The sequence below is a fragment of the Mesorhizobium sp. ES1-1 genome (assembly GCF_020164785.1).
Lineage (GTDB): Bacteria > Pseudomonadota > Alphaproteobacteria > Rhizobiales > Rhizobiaceae > Mesorhizobium.
The window spans coordinates 287,006-306,746 of sequence record NZ_JAIUGX010000001.1 but is presented as its reverse complement, the minus strand read 5'-3'; the positions used below and the strand labels follow the sequence as shown (position 1 = coordinate 306,746).

The window sequence follows — 19,741 nt, the reverse complement described above, 5'->3', positions numbered from 1 at the left end:
TTTACGAGCCGCATTTATAACTCGCGGAATAGTGCGGTCGGTTAACGCGGAACGACCGTTGCGGTTATGATTAACCAATAGAGTCCTAAATCGCTGCAATGCCGGATATCTGGCTAAACGCGACCGGCAGAGCCGCCGATCGAGGCCTCAAGACGGAGGCGCTCGCTCGGCAGCGTCGTCTTCAATTGCTACGATGGGCCGCTTGCGCAGAAAGCGCGAGTAGACCTCCTCCACAATGTCGGCCAGACGGGCATAGTCGCGGTTCGCCCTGATCCACAGGATGCCCTTGGCCCCCATGGCTTCGGCCCGTGCCGGATCGTCGAACAGGCGCGCGACACCCTCGGCGATGGCCTCGCCCGAATAGGCGGTAACGAAGCCGGCGCCGCTGCCGTTGATAACCTCGTTCTGGTCGTAGTGCACGGTACCGACGACGGGGCGTCCCATGGCCAGGTATTCGACAAGCTTGGTGGGAGTGGCAACCTGCTCGGCCCAGTCCATCATGAAGGGCGACAGGCAAACATCGACCCGCTTCACCCAAGCCAGCGCTTCCGGCAAAGGCAGACGGCCGGTAAGAATGACGCGATCGAACAAGCCAAGCTCTCGCAACTGAGCATTCAGCTTTTCGCGCTCGGTGTCGGAAACCGCGCCTATAAGCACCAGGACGGCATCATGGCCGTCGGCGACGAGTGCGGCAAGCGCATCGATGGTAAGCCTGGTCATCATGCTCAGGACATCGGCCGCCATATAGGCCATACTTTTCTTGCCGGCCAGGCGGGGGTCGTCGACGGGTTGGACAAGGTCGGGATTGAAGCGCTCGGTCGATACCCCCATGGGCACCGGCGTCATCTTCTCCATCGGTATGCCGTGGAAGCCGACCCGGTCGCGCATCCGCTTCGACTGCACGATGACGTGGCCGCAGAGCGGCAACGCTACTTTGTAGAAGAGAAAGCTGCCGACGATGGCGTAACCCATGCGGATCAGCCGGCTGGGCCAGCTCATCGGAACCAGGTTGCGCAGGGCGTTTCGCAGTCTTGCCTCGAGCACGGGATAGCTCATCCAGAACAGGCAAGGCGTACCGGAAATCTTGCCGGCCACGGCGTATGTGATCGCCCAGAGCGGCTGGTCGCGAACCTGGATGAGATCATACCGCCCGCGGGCAGCCTTCCATGCGAGCTTCAGCCGGAGCCAATTTTCCGCCATCCTGTAGCGAAGCCCGCCGAATCTCGCCGACCGGTCACGGTGCGCGACATAGAACCGTTCAGCGCCATGGTGGTCGATGCGGGCCGGCCCGTCTTGATAGGGGCGCAGGCTCCAATCGATCTCCAACCCGCGGGCGACGAGATGATTGGAAAACAGCTCGGTGAGGTCGACGCGGAAGGCCGGATAATCATCCGGAGCCACAAAGAGCACCCGCACGCCGGCCAGCGATTTCTGCGCCGGCACCGGGCTCGGATTCGTCTGCGGTTCCCTTGCGGCCATGCTCACCATCGAAACCTCACGCGGAACGGCGCAACAGGGCCTGCATCGTTTTCAGCCGCCGCCACAGGAAGTTGTTTTGCCGCGCGCGTGCCTTCATCGCATGGCTGAGCCGGATCGTCGCGATCATGGCCGAACCGAGGGGCGTAAAGGCGGCATAGGCGTCATCCAGCTCGATGACGATGTCACACCACGACATCTTGTAGTCTTCATAGCCCACTCCACAATCGTAGACCGCCATGCCGCGCTCGCAACACGCCTCGATATGCCTGAACAGCAGCACATGGCCTGGACTATGGGAAACGAGTTCGTCCCTGGCGAAGGTCATGAAATAGCCGTTCAGGCGGCCGCGATGAATGCCGGCGCCGCGGACGGCCCGCATCTTGCCGCCGACGGAGAGCGCCGTCATTTCCAGAAGCGGTTCGTCCATGGCCTGGGAGCGCCCGACCAGGTCTCGGAAGAAGTCTTTCACGCCCGGCTCGTCGAAACTGTTGGGTTTGCCTTGCTCGGCAAGCCTCAGCGCCTTCTGTTCAAAGAAGAATTCGAGCGCGGCATGACCATGCGCCGGGTCCAGCGAGGTCAGATATTCCACGCCGCCGGCCTCGCCCAACCTGCGCTCCTTGGTGCGCACACCGCGCCTGCGGCCGGCGCCGTCGGTTCTTTTCAGTACGGCCTGAAAGCCGCCGGTGAGTTCAAACGCGTAGCCTTCCGTGGACGAAGGGCTGCGCGGCAGCCTGCCGAGCGGATGGGCCACGCCGTCATGGAGCTGCGGCGTTCTCGTCAGCACCGCGCAGTCCGCATCGAGCGCGGAGGCCAGCATCGTTTCGACGTCGCGGCGCGTCAGGGGCGCCATGGCCGCTATCGCTTCCGCGCTCCAAAGGCCGAAATTGTAGCCGGAATGCTTGCCACCTATCCATGTGGCGATGCGCACCGGCCCCGTCCTTGAAATCGCGAGCGGCAGGATGAAGGCCGGACGGCCATGAAGGCGGCCCAGCACTATGGCGGGCCTCGCCTTCTCATGCGGCAGGACGTGTCTGATATAGGCATCGATCCAGTCGTAGCGCTGGAAGACGGTTGTGACGCCGTTCCCCTCCAGCTGACGCCATTCCTGCTCGACGTCGGACGGTCGCTCGACTGTCTTCACGTCGAAACGGCTAGAGCCTTGGTCCAAGGGAGCGGATGGCGCCATCGTGCTTCAAACCGCCTTGAACTGCATCACTCCAGGGCTCCCTGACCCCGACATGGAAGAATGGATCATGCCTGGCGAGCTGTGCGCCGCGCGCCATGATCGGCTTGGACCATAGCCCGGGCGACTTAATGAAAGATGGAGCTTCACCTTGCTTTCGGTCGATGCGCGCTGGAAGAGTTCACGGTTCAGGTGGACCATCCTGGCCCGGATGCCCATCGGGCGGAGTTGTCGATCGCCTTCCCGTCACATGGGCAGCGGCACCGGTGCAGGGCGCGCGCGGGCGATCACGAAGCGGGTGAAGCCGATATACACCAATGTCTGCAGCCCCCATGCAATCGCGCGGGCGACAACCATTCCGAAAGCCCCGAGATCCTGCAGGAACCATGTTCCGACGATGAATGTGAGCGCCCAGCCGGCAGTGATCGATAGCCCGGTCCACATATGGCCGGACGAAACCGGGACTTGCCCAAGCGGCAGGGCGGCAGCCATCATTGCCGAGGCCAGAACGACCACCAGGAAGATCGGCCAGTCCCGCACCGGCTCTAGCTTGAATAGTAGCAGGAACCAGTTTCCGAACAGCATCATCACCGCCACGAAGCCTATCGCTATGGCTATGTTGGTGCCGATGCCCATGCCCAGCACGTTCAGGACGCGGCGGCGATCGGCCTCGCCGAAGCCCGTCGACAACATCGGGATTGTCACTTGAACGACGATCTGCGGCACGAAAAGCAGCAGCGTCTCCAACTGCATGGCGATGAAGTACAGACCCACCTGCTGGAGCCCGTCGGGGTGGTTGACGACGATAGCCGTGCAGATCCAGTTGACCGGTTCATACAGAAGGCTGGCCAGCAGCGCCGGTATGGCATAGCGGGTAATCATCGGCCATTGCGACAGCGTGCCGCGAAACGCCAGCGGAACGCCGCGCGCCTTCAGGGCGCTCAGCATGGCGGGCAGGGCGATCAGGCAGCCGCCAAGATAGGCGCAGCCGAGCGCGGCGAAGCTGCCGGTGAGGCCATGAAAATAAAGCCCGACGGGCACGGAGGCGATCATCAGGCTGCCCATGGCCATGTTGAGCCGCGCGATCGTCTTGAATTGCTGCAGGCCGTTGAGGATGGCGACCTGGACGTTGTTGAGCGCGCTGACGACGATGATCGGCGAGATGACCCTGAGATAGAAGGCGAGTTCGGGCTGCTTCAGAAGCCGGACGGCAATCGCATCGGAGAAAGAGTAGACCGCAAGGCCGATCAGGGTGCTGGCACAAGCCGTCAGAAACAGCGCCATGCCGGCCAGGCGCCCCGCCGTAGCCGGATCCGTCGTGGCATAGGCGGCGATGTTGCGCGTCGCCATGAGGCTCAGCCCGGTGGCGGCGAGGAAGCTGGCCGAGACCAGCGTGCTGTAGACGACGCCGAACCTACCGACGGATTCGATGCCGAACCAGTGCGAGATGAGGATCGTGGTGAGCATGGGGGTGAGCCGCAGGATCACCGTGCCGAATGTCGACCAGATCAGGCCAAGGCCGAAGATCCGCAGGTCCGCCGACTGGTTGATCAATGTCCTGAGGGACCGCATCGCTGTCATTCCTGCCGATAGGGCTATTCGCAGCCTGCCTAGCAGCAAATCATGAGTGGGCGATTACCAGGCGTTTCATTCCTTGGAAAGGTTAACGGCTTAGCATGGCGCCGAGCGCGACGGCCCCTGCGCGGAGTTACGATGGCTGCAAATATCACTGACGAACAACCGTATCCCGCGTCGGTTCTGCCGCGCGCGAAAACGCGTGGCATCGTCGATCTATTGCTTACAATCGGGGTGGTCGCCCTGATGGGGCTGTCGAGCTATGCGCTCGATTTTCTCGGCTATTCCTACAGCACTCTGGGCGGCTCCATTCTGACAAAAATCCATCCCGCCACCTACCTGTTTTCCTTGGCGCTATGCATTGCTGTGATCGCCAACCGTAATCCGGTAGTCTATCTGACAAGCTTGCTCCTGCGGTGCCTGGGATCAACGTTCCTTCTCATTTCGTGCTTGCTTCTGTGGTACTTCATCTCTCGCTACAAGCCGGATTACGCAGCCTCTTTCCTTATCGATTCCATAATGGCCGCGGGCCTGATTTTTATGCTCTTCCGTGATGCGGACGACCGTACACGTCTGATGATTGCTCGACTGGTGCATATCATCATGGTGCTCAATTGCTTCATCGCCATAGTCGAGGGCCAGACCGGCTGGCGCCTGTTTCCATTTATCAATGACGGTCGCCAACAAACGTGGGAATATCGGGCGACCGCGCTGCTTGGCCATCCCCTGATCGGTTCCCTCGTCACCGGTGTCTACGCCGTCATTTTGATGACAGTTCGTGACCTGCGAGGGCTGAACGAACGCTGGCGGTTGCCGATCGTGCTTCTGTGCATGGCGACCATGCCGTCTCTTGGCTCGAGGACATCCTTCACCGTCGTCTACGCAACAGCTGCAGCGGTGGCAGGGTTGGGGGCGTTGCGCTTCCTGCGCGGCGGCACCAGCAGCGTCCGGACGCTGGTCTGGTTGATGGTGGCTGTCCCCTTCGGCATTGTTGTGATTGCAGCAATGTTTCAATTCGGCCTGTTTGACAATTTCCTCGACCGCTTCAGCAATGACAGCGGAAGCGCCCAGTCACGCGTCAAGCTCTTCAGCCTGTTCAAGGATTTTGGCCTTGCCGATTTCTTTATGGGAGAGAGCAGCCTGCGCCTGGATACGAATGTGCGGCTGAGTGGCCTAGAGGAAGGCATCGAGAGCTCTTGGCCCGGCCATGTGCTGCGCTATGGCGTCGTCATGTCGGTGGTGCTGTGGTTTGGCATTGCGGGCTGGTTCGTCGACATGCTGCGCACCGCCGGGAAGGGTGGCATTCTACCGCTCGCTTTTGTATTTTTGGTGATCTCCACAAGTGTCGGCATCAGCGGTAAGACCACCATGATCAGCATCCCTTCCATCTTGATTTTGGCTCTTGTCATCAAGAAGAACGGGGCAGGATCGCAAGCCGTTCGGTCGGAGCGCTCCAATGCGTTGGATTGCATCGAGCGCAGAATCAGGGTTGCGGGGCCAGGCGCCATCCAAGCCCCGGATCCTTATTAAGTCGAACTTAGCAATTCCTCATCATTACTGCGGACCAAGTGCAGACTGCGGTAACTGTCGGCAAGCTTTGCGCGATCGGTCGCCGCCCTAGGGCACTGTCGCGAAAAGCAGCAGCCTTTCTGGCAGCGCGATCAGGGGCGGATGATGCGTGGGCAGGTGCAATTGCAAGCATTGCAGCAAGGCAGAGGCCTTGCTGCAATGGCCGTGGCGGCCTTTCATCTTTCGATCACCCTTTCGCTACCGCGCTATCTCGGACAGGATGTGTTCGTCGACTTCACGCGGCGCGGCAATCTGGGAGTCGACTTCTTTTTCGTGCTTTCGGGCTTCATTATCGCCTTCGCCCACAGTCGTGATGTTGGCAGGCCTGATCGCCTGGGCAACTATCTGGTGCGCCGCTTTATCCGGCTGTTTCCGGTCTATTGGGTCTGTCTGGCCGTCTTCTGCGCACTGGTGGCAATGGGCGTTGGAACGGCGGTTACGTTACCGGACACGGTCGGGCATTGGATTTCGACGGTATTCCTTATTCGCCTCGACGGTTTCATCTTTCCCATCGCGCCGGCGTGGACTCTTGTTCATGAACTGGCCTTCTATGTCGTTTTCGCGCTCTTGATCGTTGAAAAGCGCGTAGGCATCGCGGTCTTTGGACTCTGGATGCTGGCCTGCCTGCTGATGCATCAATATCCCGACTACGATAACTTTTCGGCATGGACGACTTACTTCTCGCCGCTCAATCTCAACTTTCTTGTCGGCATGCTGGCCTTCTACGCGTGGATGCACGGCAAGCCAATTGTCGTCAAACTCGCCTTCCCAATCGGCCTTACGCTGCTGGCGACCGTTTATGGGCTCGAAAGCAGGGGCATATCCTACAATTTGCTGCAGATTCCCTATGCAGTCGCTTTTGGTATGATCATCACTGGCGCCGCTGCGCTTGAATCAGCGGGACAATGGCCCTCCAACGCACGGCTACTGAATTTGATTGGCGATGCGTCCTATTCCATCTACTTGACGCATCTGGCCTTTCTCGGCCTGCTGGCCAAGATCATGATAAAGCTTGCTGGGTACGTTCCGTTGCCTCCGGAGCTTGTCTATGCCGTAGTCTTTGCTGGCACGATCGCCTGCGGTTGCCTGCTTCACCTGTTCGTCGAGCGCCCGCTTATCGCGGCCTGCCGCAAGTGCCTGGGTGGCAGACCCAAGCCCTCTTTCATGACCTCGAAGGCGGGGTGATCGCCGGCAGCGCCACGCTTTTAGGCTGACGGCTACGGATTGCTTGCCTTGAACTCCACCCGCGAGTCCCGCTGACGGGCCGCCAATTCCTTTCTGGCCGCCTGAGGCTGTCGTTTTCCTACGCCGGCCAGCTTTGGGGGTCTTGCCAACATGTTCGCCAAGGCAGGCAAGCGCGCTCCTGATTTGAGGCGCCTGCCCATCTTTGCGCTTCAAATCGTGGATTTGGCCACCAGATCCCAAAGGGTTCCGTTATACTCGAAATCCGCGAAAGCGACCGTCGACGGGGCGGCGAGTGTCGCAGTCGAACCGGAACCGTAAGCAATCGTCACGTTGAAGGCGCCCGTTGCGGTGGCCGCGCGGGTAACCCGAACCCGGTCACCTTTTCGGCCAAGGGCCGGAAGCGTAACAGATCGCGCCGCCGTGAGCGCCGCGCTGTAGGTGACCTGCTGATCGGATGCGACACCCAAAACCGCTGCGGCATTGCCTGGTTGGGTGGTAACGAGCGCACTGTTGGTCAGTAGCCCGACACCCTGTACGCGCCACGGCACCGTCATATCCGGTGGATAGATCGTATCTATCCCTGAGGCTGACCGGCTGATCCATGGCACGCCTCCAATATATACGCCATCGTCCATCACAAGAGCCGGATCAGGCGCTATCATCGGTACGTCGGCATAAGCATTGTAGGAACCACTAGCCGTGCCGCGATAGAAACGCGTCATGCCTTGGACAGGCCCAGCACCGGCGCTGCGCTGCGCGCTATACGCCGAAATGATCACAAAGGAAGACGTGTTGGCTACAGTCACGCTTACCTCGCCAGTAGTTCCGGTCTTCCCGATACGCTTGGTGACATCGTACATACGAACTGCCCGATAGTAATAGGTGCCGGTCGCGAGTTTCCATACTCCCGCCGAGGCCGCGCTCGTCTCAGCACTAAAAAGGCCGAGATAGGTATTTGCAGCCGCTGGAATGACATGGTCGAGCACTATGTTATAGCCCGGCATGATCTCGCCATCGCGACTTAACAAGTCGGCATAGCTCGCCCAGCCAGGAATCGGGGTAATATTATCATCTTGGCCAATGCGTAGACCGCAGTCAGTGGTGAGGCCATATACGCCGTTGACCACTCGACGACTATTACGAATTACCAGACGGCTCTGTTGACCGATAGAGATGTCGAATGGGCATGTAGAGGTAAATTGATCTACCCCAGCCCATCTAAAAGAGACATAGTCCAACTCTAAGCAGCCCGAATTACCCCCTTCAATGCTATCGACCATTTGGATCACCGGCTTAGTTAATTGAATATCCTCGCCGATGTTTGAGTTGATTATCTTGACATCGGCATCTGCTCCAACTTTGAGTGTCGAGTTCTCTGCGTGCCAATTCTCGATGGTGATATTGCGGGCGTCTATGTACATCGAACCATTGATGCATTGTCTTATGACGCCACCGAAACAAGCGCCTTGTGTGTAGAAGACAAGCGAGATAGCTAAGGACTGGTCCGGCGGAAAGTTGCCTCCCTCAATGATGAGGCCATCGCCCGAGCCAGAAATCTCGAATTGGGCCACCGTTGGATTGACAGAATTACTGTAGTATGGATTGAAGATATGCAGGTTATCGCTGTATGCAGGACTGTCTGCACGTTTCAGAATCTGTAGCATGAAACGTCCGCCGACATTCTTGAATTCAAGATTGTTGCCGAAGGCAAGAATTCCCTTGGCGGTATTCAGGCCTGCATTTTCGTCGCTGAACTGGATGTTTTCTACCCCACCGCCGTAGTAATTGGCGTTCTGGTCTTGGGTGGAATTGTTCTGCGTATTGAATCCAATCATGAAGCCATTGAGGTAGGATGCGCCTGGCCTGGTGACGATGCGCGTGCCCGGCCGCGACGGATCTGTGCCGCTCAACTGTCCATGCACCATGATGCCGTAAGGAATGAAGACGGAAGATCCCAGCGCAATATCGCCGGCCGGCAGATAGACATCGCGGATTTTCTGGCCATAGGCCCATGTCAGCATCGACTCGAGGGCGGCCTTGTCGTCTGTGGTGCCGTTAGCCACCATGCCGAAAATCGCTGGCAGTTGCACGGGATCGGGAGCCTTGGCCTTGAGACGGTGGCCGGCGCCGTCAACCCGGACGGTGCCGCCATTGTCGGCTGATGTCGTGTCGGATGAATCGAACTGGAAAATACAGCCGCCGCCATCCTTGGCGTTCGTCCGCCCGGCGGTGCGCCAGGACGCGCCGTCGGTGAGGCCATAGACCGCCGTCGCGGCAAGCAGCGCCGTCACCGTGTCGAACACATTGGCCGGCGCCAGCTTCCAACCTGCATTGTACTGCAGCAGGAGCTGCGCCACCACGAGCTGCTGCCCGGCGGCGGGCAGGCCGGAATAGACCCAGGCACCGGCCGTACGCTCGACGACCTGATCTTCCTTGCCGACGAAAACGCCGCTCGTGCCGGAATGAGCGATCAGATAGCGATTGCCGTCCACGGGCGACCCGGGCGGCGAGGAAATCACCGAAATTGCCGGATTGGCGAAAGCGAGAGTGGCCATGTTGGGATATCTCCGAAAGGGGTTTCAACAGTGGTAGTCGCGAAGGATCACGAAGCACCAAGCAACCCTCGTGGAGGGGCAAGAGTGCTTCGGTATGTGGTCGGCTGTCAGCCGCGAGATGGAAATCCAGTGCCGTAGCTTCGCCGCGGCACCTTCGATTCCGCCGATGGCTAATGACGCGCTCGCGGCTTCACAGTCGCTATTGGCCATCGTCGGACACCCCCAAGGAGTGGCGGGTGTTGTTGGCGCAAATCAGCGCGCCATAGGCATATATTCTCATCCGCAGCCGTGTGGAGTCAACCCAGCTAAGAATAAATTCCTATCAATGAGCTCTCATAGACCTTTGCAAACTGGCTTCTGCGTTCGCGGATCTTGCGGACGCCGGCCAACGCAGTGTCTCGGACAGGCCATGTGCGTGAGGCCTGGAAAGAGGCTATCCTTCCACTTGGCCAGTCTCGGCCCTGCGGCAAACCACCATGCTCGGCGTTGCAGGGATTATGATCCTCGCCATTGTGGAGGACCGGGGCCTCAAGTCGGCTTTGATCGTAACCCGCCAGTAGAGGACGTATCTACTGCGCGACACCGATCAGCGGATCGAGAAAGCCGCCGACGAGGGCGGTGTAGTTAGAGCGCAGGTGGGCAGCATCTCTGTATAAAGGCGCCCCTTCTCGTATTGCTGGACAGATCATGTTGCGGCAAAGCAGGTCTGCCAGGTTGACAACTTTCGCGCCCAGCTTGGAAAATGTCTGCAAACCCGCGTCGACCGGTTCCGACCCGGCCACGATGGCGCCGAAATTGAACGGCCAGTCGCCGGCAGGAGGGTTTCCCGCGAAGATGCGCCGGCGCAGTCCCACAGGGACGTCGAAATTCGGGTAGGGGCTTGTCGTCAAGACGACCACCGTCTTGCCCAAGGCACGCAAGCCATCGATCTCATCCGCCATGCTGCCAAGCGCAGCCGACAGGCCAGGGTCGGTACCTGTCGACAGGCATCGTCCGTCCTTGCCGCAGATCACCGAGTTCGGCTCGCTCCTGGTGAAATATGCAGTCCACATGCCTGCGAGGATGATAGTGTGATACCGGTTGCTGCGTGCCTGCTCCATTGCCAGACGATGGAAGGACGAGCATCCGAAGCCCGGAGATTTGCGGTCAAGGCCGGCGATTGGCGGGCATCCGCCCTTGGTAACAAACACCACCGCATGGTCGGTGAGTTCCGCATCCAACATGAGCACGTGCGAATACCAGGGCTGGGCGAAGGAATCGCCCATGACCAGCACGTCGGAATGGTCTGATGCCTTGCCCAACTCGCATTGACGCAACGCGGTTCCGAAGATCGTGGTCCCGTCGCAGCCGCGGGGAAATTTGGTGTCGGCGGCCGCAGCCAATGTCTCCTGGTATGCGGCAGCCGCGACATTTGCCCGTTGCGGGATGCCATGGTCGACCATCACCACGGCCGCGGCAGCGATGACAGCGAATGCGACCGCACCCAATGCAGCCATCGGCCTCCCGAGCTTTGGGGCCGCGCCGTTCGGGCGACTTAGCCAGGCGCGGCAAGGTTGTTCTATCCATCGATAGGAGAGCCAGCCGGCCACCAGGGAGAGAATGAACGCTGTCGCAGCGACCATCGAGCTCGACGCTTCGAAGTAAGCCACGGCCGCGACGATCGGCCAATGCCAGAGATAGACCGAATAGGACCAGGTTCCGATCCACTGCAGCGGCGCAAAGGCGAGAATGGAGCGAGGCGTGCGGGCAATCAGCACGAGCATGGTACCCGTGACGGGCAGCAATGCAGCACAAGAAGGCCACGGAGTGTCTTTCGAAAACAACAGGAGACCCGAAAAGACTGCGGCAATGCCGGTGATCTCCAAGATCCTGGCTGCGCCGGCCGAGTGTTGAGCAATGCGCGCAGGCCAAAGCAGGATGAGCCCGCCTGCCAGCATTTCCCAAGCCCGTGGCGGCAGCATGTAAAATCCGGCGGAGACCAGGCGGTCGTTGGGAAAGAACATGCCCAGCGCTGCCGAACACACCAGAGAGAGGAGGAAGCCGGCGAGCAGAACTGCGAAACGGCCTCCGCGGCTCGGCACGAAGCGAAAAACCAGCGCGAGCACGATTGGGTATATCAGGTAGAACTGCCATTCGACCGAGAGCGACCATGTGTGCAGCATCCACATGGTGCTGGCCGGCGCGCCGAAATAGCCGGCTTGTTTCCAGAAGACGATGTTCGAAACGAAGAGCAGGGCTGAAATGCCATCCCGCGCAATGCCTTCCAGCGCGTTCGGTTCGACGAACACCAGAGCGAACGCCAGGGTGGCGACGACGACTGCGAGGAGGGCAGGATAGAGACGGACGAGCCGCGCGCGATAAAAACCCAGGATCGAGAAGCTTCCCGCCTCAAGGCCCGATACGATTATCCGCGTCATCAGGAAACCTGAGATGACGAAGAAGATGTCGACCCCTATGAACCCCGCGCCGAAACCCGGTGCACCAAAATGGAACAACAATACAAAAAGTACTGCAATCGCGCGCAGGCCGTTGATATCTTCGCGGAAATTCACGGCGTGAGCCTCGTTATGATTGAATTGGCTGGTCCGAGGCAGGTTACGCAAAATACGTGCCATCCGGTCAGAACAAGGAGCGCCTCACGTTAGATGTGCCCTGTAGAGTTCTGCGGAAAAGCAATCGTGCGCCATTGGCGACACACCACGGCAGTGTGACATGCAGAGACCGATCCATGAGGGTCTCTTCTCGGCCCTTATGATGCGTCAGATTCCAATTGTAAGGGATCGCTAGACCTTTCCTTAAGCCATGTTGAATTAAGTTCGATCAGGAAGCCGCTTCATCACGCACCAGATTTCCTTGCTACATTCCGTGTGAGCCCCCGAAGGCCAGTTGAATGAACTCACAGCCCAACATCGCGACCGGTGCAATGTCGCAGCCGGTCCGGTTCGAACTGCCGGCTGCGTGTTTCGAGGTCAAGGCGTTCGCCAGAGCTGCGGATATCGAGGCGGAATGGCGCCATCTCGAGGCGAGCGGCGTGGGAACGGTGTTTCAGCGCTTCGACTGGGTCGATGCCTATATCCAGCATGTCCTGCCGCATGAGAAAGCCTCGCCGGTCCTCGTGCTGGGCCGGCTCGGGGGCGCTCCTGCCTTCATCCTGCCCCTGGCGGTCAGGACGATCGGACTTGTGCGTGTTGCAACCTGGATCGGTGGAAAGCACTCCGCCTACAATTTCGGCCTGTGGAGCCATGAAGCCGCCGCGGTGGTGGCCGGCCTGGGCCGCGCCGGGATCGAAAACCTGCTTCGCCCGGCCCTCGGCGGCGCGGATTGCGCAGTGCTGAGAAGAATGCCGAAATGCCACGACGGCGTGGGCCAGCCATTGGCGGCGCTGACGCACAGCCCTTCGCCCACGGAGGGGTACTCGTTCAGCCTCGCAAACGGCTTCGAACCTGTCCTGGATCGCAGCACGCGTAGCGCATGCCGGCGCAAGCTCAAGTCCAAACAGCGCAAAATGAGCGAGGCTGGCGTCCTGCAATCCGGGACACTCAGCGATCCCGTCCGCGCCGAAGCCGCGCTCGATTTCTTTGCCGAGCAGAAAGCCTTGCGGCTCGCCGAGCAGGGCCGTCCCAACAGCTTCGCCGCGCCCGGCGTTAGGGATTTCTTCCGCGAACTGCTGAAGCGCTCAAGGCACATGCCTGAGCCCCTGCTGGAGCTGGCCGAGCTTTCCGTCGGCGGCAAGACGCGCGCGGTTGCGGGCTCGGCCATTTATCGCGGCCGCATGAATGTCTATTTCATCACCTTCGCCAAGGACGAACTGGCGCAATTCAGCCCCGGTCAGTTGCTCACCTACCGTCATGTCGAGGAGAGCTGCGAGCGTGGCATGACCGCCTACGATTTGGGAGTGGGCCGGGAAGATTTCAAATCGCGCTGGTGTGATGTCGTGCATGAGCTGCAGGATTCTTACCTGGCGCTGTCGCCGCTTGGGACCGCCACGGTCGCAGCGATCCGGCTGTGCAGGGCCACAATGGACCTGGCGCGCCAGAACCCGGCGCTTTGGCGGCACCTGAAAGCGGCGCAAGACACACTGTCGCGCCGTGTGCCCGTGAGCGCCGAGTGAACTCCTGATTTTGACCGGATGTTGCCGAATCCGGAAAGGTCGACGGTCAGGCCGACATTCCCAATGCCGTTGCAATCTCGGGATCGATCCGATCCGGGTCGTCGGAACGCTGGATTCCGAATTCGGGAGTGTTGATCTCCCAGACCGACCAGCCGAAGCCCCGCGCCTGCGCCAGTCCTGTCACATCGGACAGCCAGCGGCGGCGGTAGACGGGTTCCGCACCGGTGAAGCGAGCGTTTCGCCCGGTCGCACCGCATTCGCCCATTACGATGCGATGTCGGTCGATCTTGTTGCTGTCGGCCCAGCCTGCCACCCGATCCATGTCCCGTTGAACCAGGTCGCGGTCCCAGCCATCCGATAGGAAGCCATCCAGGATGCGATGCGCGTGGGCACGGGCTTTCGCCCTGGCGGAGGCATCGAGAGCGGTGTCGGAAGCGATGCGGGCATCTATCCTCGCGGCAAGTTCGTCGGGTGGAACCGCGTCATAGGGATAGGGAAGGTCCACCACATAGGGCGCGGCCGGAGCGTCCTCCATGCCGAGGTCGAGACCCTGATGCGTGAAGGCGAGCGGCAAATAATAGTGGAAAGAAAACAGTGTGTTGCTGTCAAGGAAAGGCGAGGGATCGAGATCGTCTAGCCCGCTGACCCCGCCATAATCGGCGCCCGTCAGAAGGAGAGGAAGATCCGCGGCCGCCCGCCGCGCCGCGTCGTGGAGCACCAACTGCGCTGCTCCCCATACGAAGACCTGGGTTCGGTGGCTGGCGTCCCTCACCACCGGCTCGTTCATCAGCTCCAAGGCCACCCGGCCTGAGCGGACGCCTGCAAGCAGGGATGCCAGCCGCGAGATCATGGCGGTGTATTGGTCAAACAGCGGAGATTCCAGGTTCTCAAGGATCGACTGCGCCGAATAGAGCGGCACCTGTTCCACGGGGTGGCAATCCACAATCACGCCGAGCCCCAGTTCGTGAAACAGGCCGATATTGTCGAGCAGTTTCTGCTCGAGCGCCTGCTTGTCGCCGCCTTGCAACTGGATGAAAGGACCGACATCCAAAGTGAGGCGGACGAAGTCGAAACCGGATGCAGCGAAATCGCGCATCAGCGCGGCGGGAAAAGCGTTGCGCGGCTGTTCGAAAGGGCGCGACAGATAGCGCTGCGGATCATCCTCGCGCAGCGCGCCCCAATTCATCATTCTGTGTATGGCTCCGCCGCGGCGAAACGCCGGCGCGTTCGGCGCCGGTAGAGCCGCGGCGCGGGCTGGGGCTGTCCCGAGCACCGTGGCCGAGGCTGCGAGAAATTGACGGCGCGATAGAGGCATGACGGGCGAGCTTTCAACATCGATAGTATGCTTCATAGCATAGGGCACGGCCTGCCTGGCGACGACCAGACGCGCGCGGAGATGCGCATTAAGGTTAGCGGCGGATAGATCGAGGAGCGCGTTTTGATCGGCATCGCCGTTAATCACAACGAAATGGCGTCTTGCTAAAGCGCTGGCATGTTGGACCGATTAGTCTGGTATGCGCGACGGCTCGCCGTGATGGAACGCGGCGAGATCCGGCATCGAATTCGCGAGCAACTGGCGCGCATGCGCGCCGGCCGGGAGCATCGCGGCTGGCCTGATTTTGTCATGGCCGGGACGCGACCCGCGGTGCTGCCAATGTTCGAGCCGCTGTTCCAGGCGGATTTGCCCCCGGCCATCGCGCGCCAGCTTCAGGTCGCCGCGGACACGTTCCGTTCCGGCAAGCTGACCCTGCTGAACCGTCAATGGCCGGCATCCATGCTGGATGCTTCGGGGTCCGTGGATCCGGTGATCTGGCGCCTCGATCCCGTATCCGGCGCAAACTGGCCGGGCACGGAGCGATCGGCATTCGATACCGATTTTCGGTTCGACACCGCGAAAGGGGACTTCAAATACGTGGCCGAGGCAAACCGGCTGCATTTCCTTGTCGCTCCCGCGATCAATGCCCGCAGGACGCTCGACGCGGAGCTCGCCGCCAACATCATCGGTTCACTCCATTCATGGATGGATGCAAACCTGCCCGGCCGAGGCATAAACTGGTATTCCGGCATCGAGCTGGGATACAGGCTGGCGTCGCTCTCGTGCATCGTCGCGGCTCTCGATCCATGGGTCGATGCGACGACAGCCGAGCGGCTGGGAGCTTTCGTCAATTTCCACGCCACCTGGCTGGCGCGGTTTCCGTCGCTTTATTCCTCGGCCAACAATCATCTTGTCGCGGAGGCCATGGGACTCGTTCTGGCCGCTCGGATGCTGCCCGGTCATGCCGATGCATCTGCGTGGCTTGCCAGCGGCAAGATGCACCTGGAGGACCGGGCCCTCGCTCTCTTCCACGAAGATGGCATTGGACGCGAGCAGTCCCCCGCCTACAGCGCCTTCACGCTGGAAATGCTGCTTGTCGGGTTCGGCGCCCTGGGACAAGACTCGCTCGGACCAGAAATACGCGACCGCCTGGCAAAGGCGGCCGAGGCGCTCTGTGCCTTTCTGGACAAGGAAGGCAACACGCCATCGATCGGAGACGACGATCAAAGCCGGGTTCTGTTGGCGTTCGGTTCCGAGGAGCCGCGTTACACGGCCTCGATCGCCGCGGCCGTGGCCGGTGCCGTGGACCGGCCGGACCTGTCGCCGCCGATACGCGATCCGCATTGGCGTGACGTGGTGTTTGCCTCGCCGGCCAACGGCAAAACGCCGGCTGAAGGCACCGTCACATTCCCTCATGGCGGCTATAGCGTCAGGCGGGGTGCGATCGCCGGCCGCACCGTGCACATGGTCTTCGATCACGGACCATTGGGCTTTGGCGCCCTGGCCGCGCATGGCCATGCCGACGCGCTTGCCATCTGGCTGTCGCTCGACGGGTTGCCGGTCATCGTCGACGCAGGAACCTATCTTTACAATGGCGAGGGCGCAAACCGGGGACGCTTCCGCGTCAGCGCCGTTCACAACACGCTCACGATCGACGGCGTCAGCCAGAGTGAACCGTCGGGCGCCTTCAACTGGATGCCGAGGCGCGCCCGCGCGACGCTGGAGTCCGCCTCGGCCTCGCCACAGTTGAATGTTGCGGCGTCGCACGATGGGTATGCGCGTCGCTTCGGCGTCGTGCATCATCGAGCCTTGACCGAAACATCCAATGGCTTCGAGATCACGGATAGTCTGAAGGGAGCATCCCCTTCGGGCAACGTCGAGATCGCCTTCCTGCTTGCCCCGGACCTCACTGTAACCATCGAGGGCCAAAGCGCGGTCGTGTGCCGGCAGGATCGGCCGGTGGTCACCCTCCTTGCCCCGAACGGCGCCCGGATCGAAGCTGTGCGGGCGGATGCCGTAACGGGACGCGGCTTGCATTCGCCGGGCTTTGGGGTTCTGCAGGAAACCACGACCGTGGTGTTTCGCGCGCCGGCCAGCGAGACGCTTTGGCGAAGCTCAATCCTCATCAATCCGCTAACCTGAACTTTACCTGTCACGCCTAGGTTGCCCCCCAATCATAAAGCCGGAAACCTCGGTTATCTGGCGAACAACGCAACAGGGCGGTTGATCGGTCATGAGGGTTTCCGTTTTCGGACTTGGGTATGTTGGCGCCGTCTGCGCGGCCTGTCTGGCCGAGTCCGGCCATGAGGTCATCGGCTGCGACGTCAACGCGTCCAAGGTCGATCTGATCAATTCGGGCAAGAGCCCGATCGTCGAGAAAGACATCGCCGAACTCATTGCCGCCAATGTGGCATCGGGCCGCTTGAAAGCCACGCTTTCGACCGAAGAGGCGGTGATGGGCAGCGATGTATCGCTTCTGTGCGTCGGCACGCCATCGCGTCCAAACGGCTCGCTCGACCTGTCGGCGGTGGAAGCCGTGGCGCGCCAGATCGGCGCCGCGCTTGCGGCCAAGAACAGTTTCCATTCTGTGGTCCTGCGCTCGACGGTGCTTCCGGGCACTCTCTCGGATATCGTCGTGCCGGCATTGCAGGAAACCTCGGGCAAAAAGGCCGGCGAGGGCTTCGGGACGGCTTCCAATCCGGAATTCATGCGCGAAGGCTCGGCCGTCGCCGACTATAACAGTCCAGCCAAAACGGTTATCGGGACCAATGACGATTTGACCCGCGAGCGCCTGATCGAACTCTACAGGGGCCTGCCCGGGCGATTGATCGTGACCGAGCCAAGGCTGTCCGAACTGGTCAAGTATACCGACAACACCTGGCATGCTCTCAAGGTCGCTTTCGGCAACGAGATCGGCAACATCTGCAAGGCCGCCGGCGTCGACAGCCATGAGCTGATGCGGGTCTTTTTCGCCGACACCAAGTTGAATATTTCCGAAGCCTATCTGCTTCCCGGCTATGCGTTCGGTGGTTCGTGCCTGCCCAAGGACGTGCGGGCCATCAATGCCTATGCGGCTCTCAACGACGTCGAGGCGCCGCTGCTCAAATCCCTGATACCCTCGAACAAGCAGCAGATCGAACGCGCTCTCGACTGGGTTCTGTCGCAAAACAAGCGCAGCATCGGGTTTCTCGGCTTCTCCTTCAAGGCCGGCACCGACGATTTGCGCGAAAGCCCATATCTGGAGTTGATCGAGCGTCTCATCGGCAAAGGCTGCGATATCCGCGTGTTCGATCAGAACGTCTCGCTGGCCAGGCTCGTCGGCGCGAACAAGCAGTATTTGATGAACGCCATACCGCATGTCACGCAACTGATGGTCCCGGCGATCGAGGACCTGATAGAGCATTCCGAAGTTGTCGTGGCGACCAGCCGTTCGCCCGAATATGAAGCGGTCGTCGAGAAGTTGCGGCCGGACCAGGTCCTGCTTGACATGGCGCGCCTTCCCAACGTCGGCAGAATTGCGGGGACCTATGACGGCATCAACTGGTAGGCGCGTTCTCATCATCGTCGAGAACCTGCCCGTCCCCTTCGATCGGCGGGTTTGGTCGGAAGCGACCACGCTGGTCAAGGCCGGCTATGAAGTCTCGGTCATTTGTCCGAAGGGCAAAGGCGCTACGGCCTCGTATGAGGTCATCGACGGTGTCCACATCTACCGGCACCCCTTGCCCTTCGATGCCGAAGGCGCGCTCGGCTACGCTCTGGAGTACAGCGCCGCGCTGTTTTGGGAATTCTTGCTTTCCCTGAAGGTCGCGTGGCAGCGCGGCTTCGATGTCGTCCATGCCTGCAATCCGCCCGATACGATCTTCCTGATCGGCTTCTTCTACCGGCTTATGGGCAAGAAGTTCGTGTTCGACCATCACGACATCAACCCGGAACTCTACGAAGCAAAATTCGGCCGCCGTGACTTCGGCTGGAAACTGATGCTGTGGCTGGAGCGCCTCTCGTTCCGCACCGCCGACCTGTCGATAGCGACCAACGAAAGCTATCGCGACATCGCTATCACCCGTGGCGGCATGGCTCCCGACAAGGTACACATCGTCCGCTCGGGGCCAAATCTGGACCGGGTGCGCCTCATGCCGCCCGATCCGAAATGGAAAAACGGTCGCAGCTTCGTCGTCGGTTACGTTGGCGTGATCGGCAAGCAGGAAGGCCTGGATCTGTTGCTCGACTCCATTGACCATCTGGTGAACGTCAAGCATCGCAAGGACATACAGTTCGTCATCTGCGGCGGCGGGCCGGAACTCGGCAACATCATGAAGGAAACCGTCGAGCGCGGTTTTGGCGACTATGTGACCTTCACCGGCCGATGCCCGGACGAGATCCTGTTCTCCGCGCTGTCTACGGCCGATGTCTGCGTCAATCCCGACCGGCCTTCGGCAATGAACGACAAGTCGACCATGAACAAGATCATGGAATACATGGCGCTCGGAAAGCCGATCGTTCAGTATGATCTGCGGGAGGGCCGGTTTTCCGCTCGCGACTCGTCGCTCTATGCCGTCTGCACCGAGCCGTCCGATTTCGGAGACAAGATCGCGCAATTGCTCGATGATCCTGAAAGGTGCCGGCTCATGGGCGAAAAGGGACGCCAGCGCGTGAGCACCGAATTGGCATGGAGCCATGAAGCGCCGAAGCTGCTGGCCGCCTATGACGCAGTGTTTGGAGAACGGCGTCGGAGTTCCGTTGTGCAAGAACCAGCTCCTCGCGGCTAAGGA

12 protein-coding genes are annotated in these 19,741 nt (G+C 60.6%); 6 read left to right on the top strand and 6 right to left on the bottom strand.

Going from position 1 to position 19,741, the window contains the following annotated elements:
- Positions 1 to 147 precede the first annotated feature (147 nt).
- From LB513_RS01300 to LB513_RS01290, 3 genes are all read right to left on the bottom strand, one after another.
- Complete coding sequence (locus LB513_RS01300) at positions 148 to 1,479, bottom strand: glycosyltransferase (RefSeq protein WP_224661637.1); 1,332 nt, start codon at positions 1,477 to 1,479, stop codon at positions 148 to 150.
- Positions 1,480 to 1,495: 16 nt separating this feature from the next.
- Complete coding sequence (locus tag LB513_RS01295; RefSeq protein ID WP_224661636.1) at positions 1,496 to 2,665, bottom strand: GNAT family N-acetyltransferase; 1,170 nt, start codon at positions 2,663 to 2,665, stop codon at positions 1,496 to 1,498.
- A 243-nt stretch (positions 2,666 to 2,908) separates the two neighbouring features.
- Positions 2,909 to 4,234: an oligosaccharide flippase family protein gene (locus tag LB513_RS01290; protein ID WP_224661635.1), complete on the bottom strand. Its 1,326-nt coding sequence runs from the start codon at positions 4,232 to 4,234 to the stop codon at positions 2,909 to 2,911.
- Between the two features lie 141 nt (positions 4,235 to 4,375).
- On the opposite strand from LB513_RS01290, the gene LB513_RS01285 reads away from it, so the two are divergent.
- A complete protein-coding gene (locus LB513_RS01285) occupies positions 4,376 to 5,767 on the top strand; it encodes a VpsF family polysaccharide biosynthesis protein (protein WP_224661634.1) in 1,392 nt (463 codons plus the stop codon).
- 141 nt (positions 5,768 to 5,908) lie between these two features.
- Positions 5,909 to 6,991: an acyltransferase gene (locus tag LB513_RS01280; RefSeq protein WP_318011138.1), complete on the top strand. Its 1,083-nt coding sequence runs from the start codon at positions 5,909 to 5,911 to the stop codon at positions 6,989 to 6,991.
- Positions 6,992 to 7,200: 209 nt separating this feature from the next.
- On the opposite strand, the gene LB513_RS01275 is transcribed toward LB513_RS01280, so the two are convergent.
- Positions 7,201 to 9,546 carry a DUF2793 domain-containing protein gene (locus LB513_RS01275; protein ID WP_224661632.1) on the bottom strand — a complete coding sequence of 782 codons (2,346 nt, stop codon included), beginning with the start codon at positions 9,544 to 9,546 and terminating at the stop codon, positions 7,201 to 7,203.
- A gap of 569 nt (positions 9,547 to 10,115) precedes the next feature.
- Entirely contained in the window at positions 10,116 to 12,098 is a 1,983-nt protein-coding gene (locus tag LB513_RS01270) for an acyltransferase family protein (protein ID WP_224661631.1), read from the bottom strand.
- Positions 12,099 to 12,436: 338 nt separating this feature from the next.
- Between LB513_RS01270 and LB513_RS01265 the strand changes: the two genes are divergently transcribed.
- Positions 12,437 to 13,657, top strand: coding sequence for a GNAT family N-acetyltransferase (locus LB513_RS01265; protein ID WP_224661630.1), 1,221 nt, complete (start codon positions 12,437 to 12,439; stop codon positions 13,655 to 13,657).
- Positions 13,658 to 13,703: 46 nt separating this feature from the next.
- Here LB513_RS01265 and LB513_RS01260 read toward each other — a convergent pair whose 3' ends face one another.
- The gene (locus LB513_RS01260; RefSeq protein WP_224661629.1) at positions 13,704 to 14,846 is read right to left on the bottom strand and encodes a glycoside hydrolase family 5 protein; all 1,143 of its coding nucleotides are present in this window, start codon (positions 14,844 to 14,846) and stop codon (positions 13,704 to 13,706) included.
- A gap of 303 nt (positions 14,847 to 15,149) precedes the next feature.
- Between LB513_RS01260 and LB513_RS01255 the strand changes: the two genes are divergently transcribed.
- The 3 genes from LB513_RS01255 (at position 15,150) to LB513_RS01245 (ending at position 19,738) form a co-directional block, all read left to right on the top strand.
- Complete coding sequence (locus LB513_RS01255) at positions 15,150 to 17,114, top strand: heparinase II/III family protein (protein WP_224661628.1); 1,965 nt, start codon at positions 15,150 to 15,152, stop codon at positions 17,112 to 17,114.
- Between the two features lie 91 nt (positions 17,115 to 17,205).
- Positions 17,206 to 18,519, top strand: coding sequence for a nucleotide sugar dehydrogenase (locus LB513_RS01250; protein ID WP_224661627.1), 1,314 nt, complete (start codon positions 17,206 to 17,208; stop codon positions 18,517 to 18,519).
- Positions 18,500 to 19,738 (top strand): glycosyltransferase family 4 protein, encoded by a 1,239-nt coding sequence (locus LB513_RS01245; protein WP_224661626.1) that lies wholly within the window; start codon positions 18,500 to 18,502, stop codon positions 19,736 to 19,738. The genes LB513_RS01250 and LB513_RS01245 overlap by 20 nt, the downstream gene beginning before the upstream one ends.
- Positions 19,739 to 19,741 lie beyond the last annotated feature (3 nt).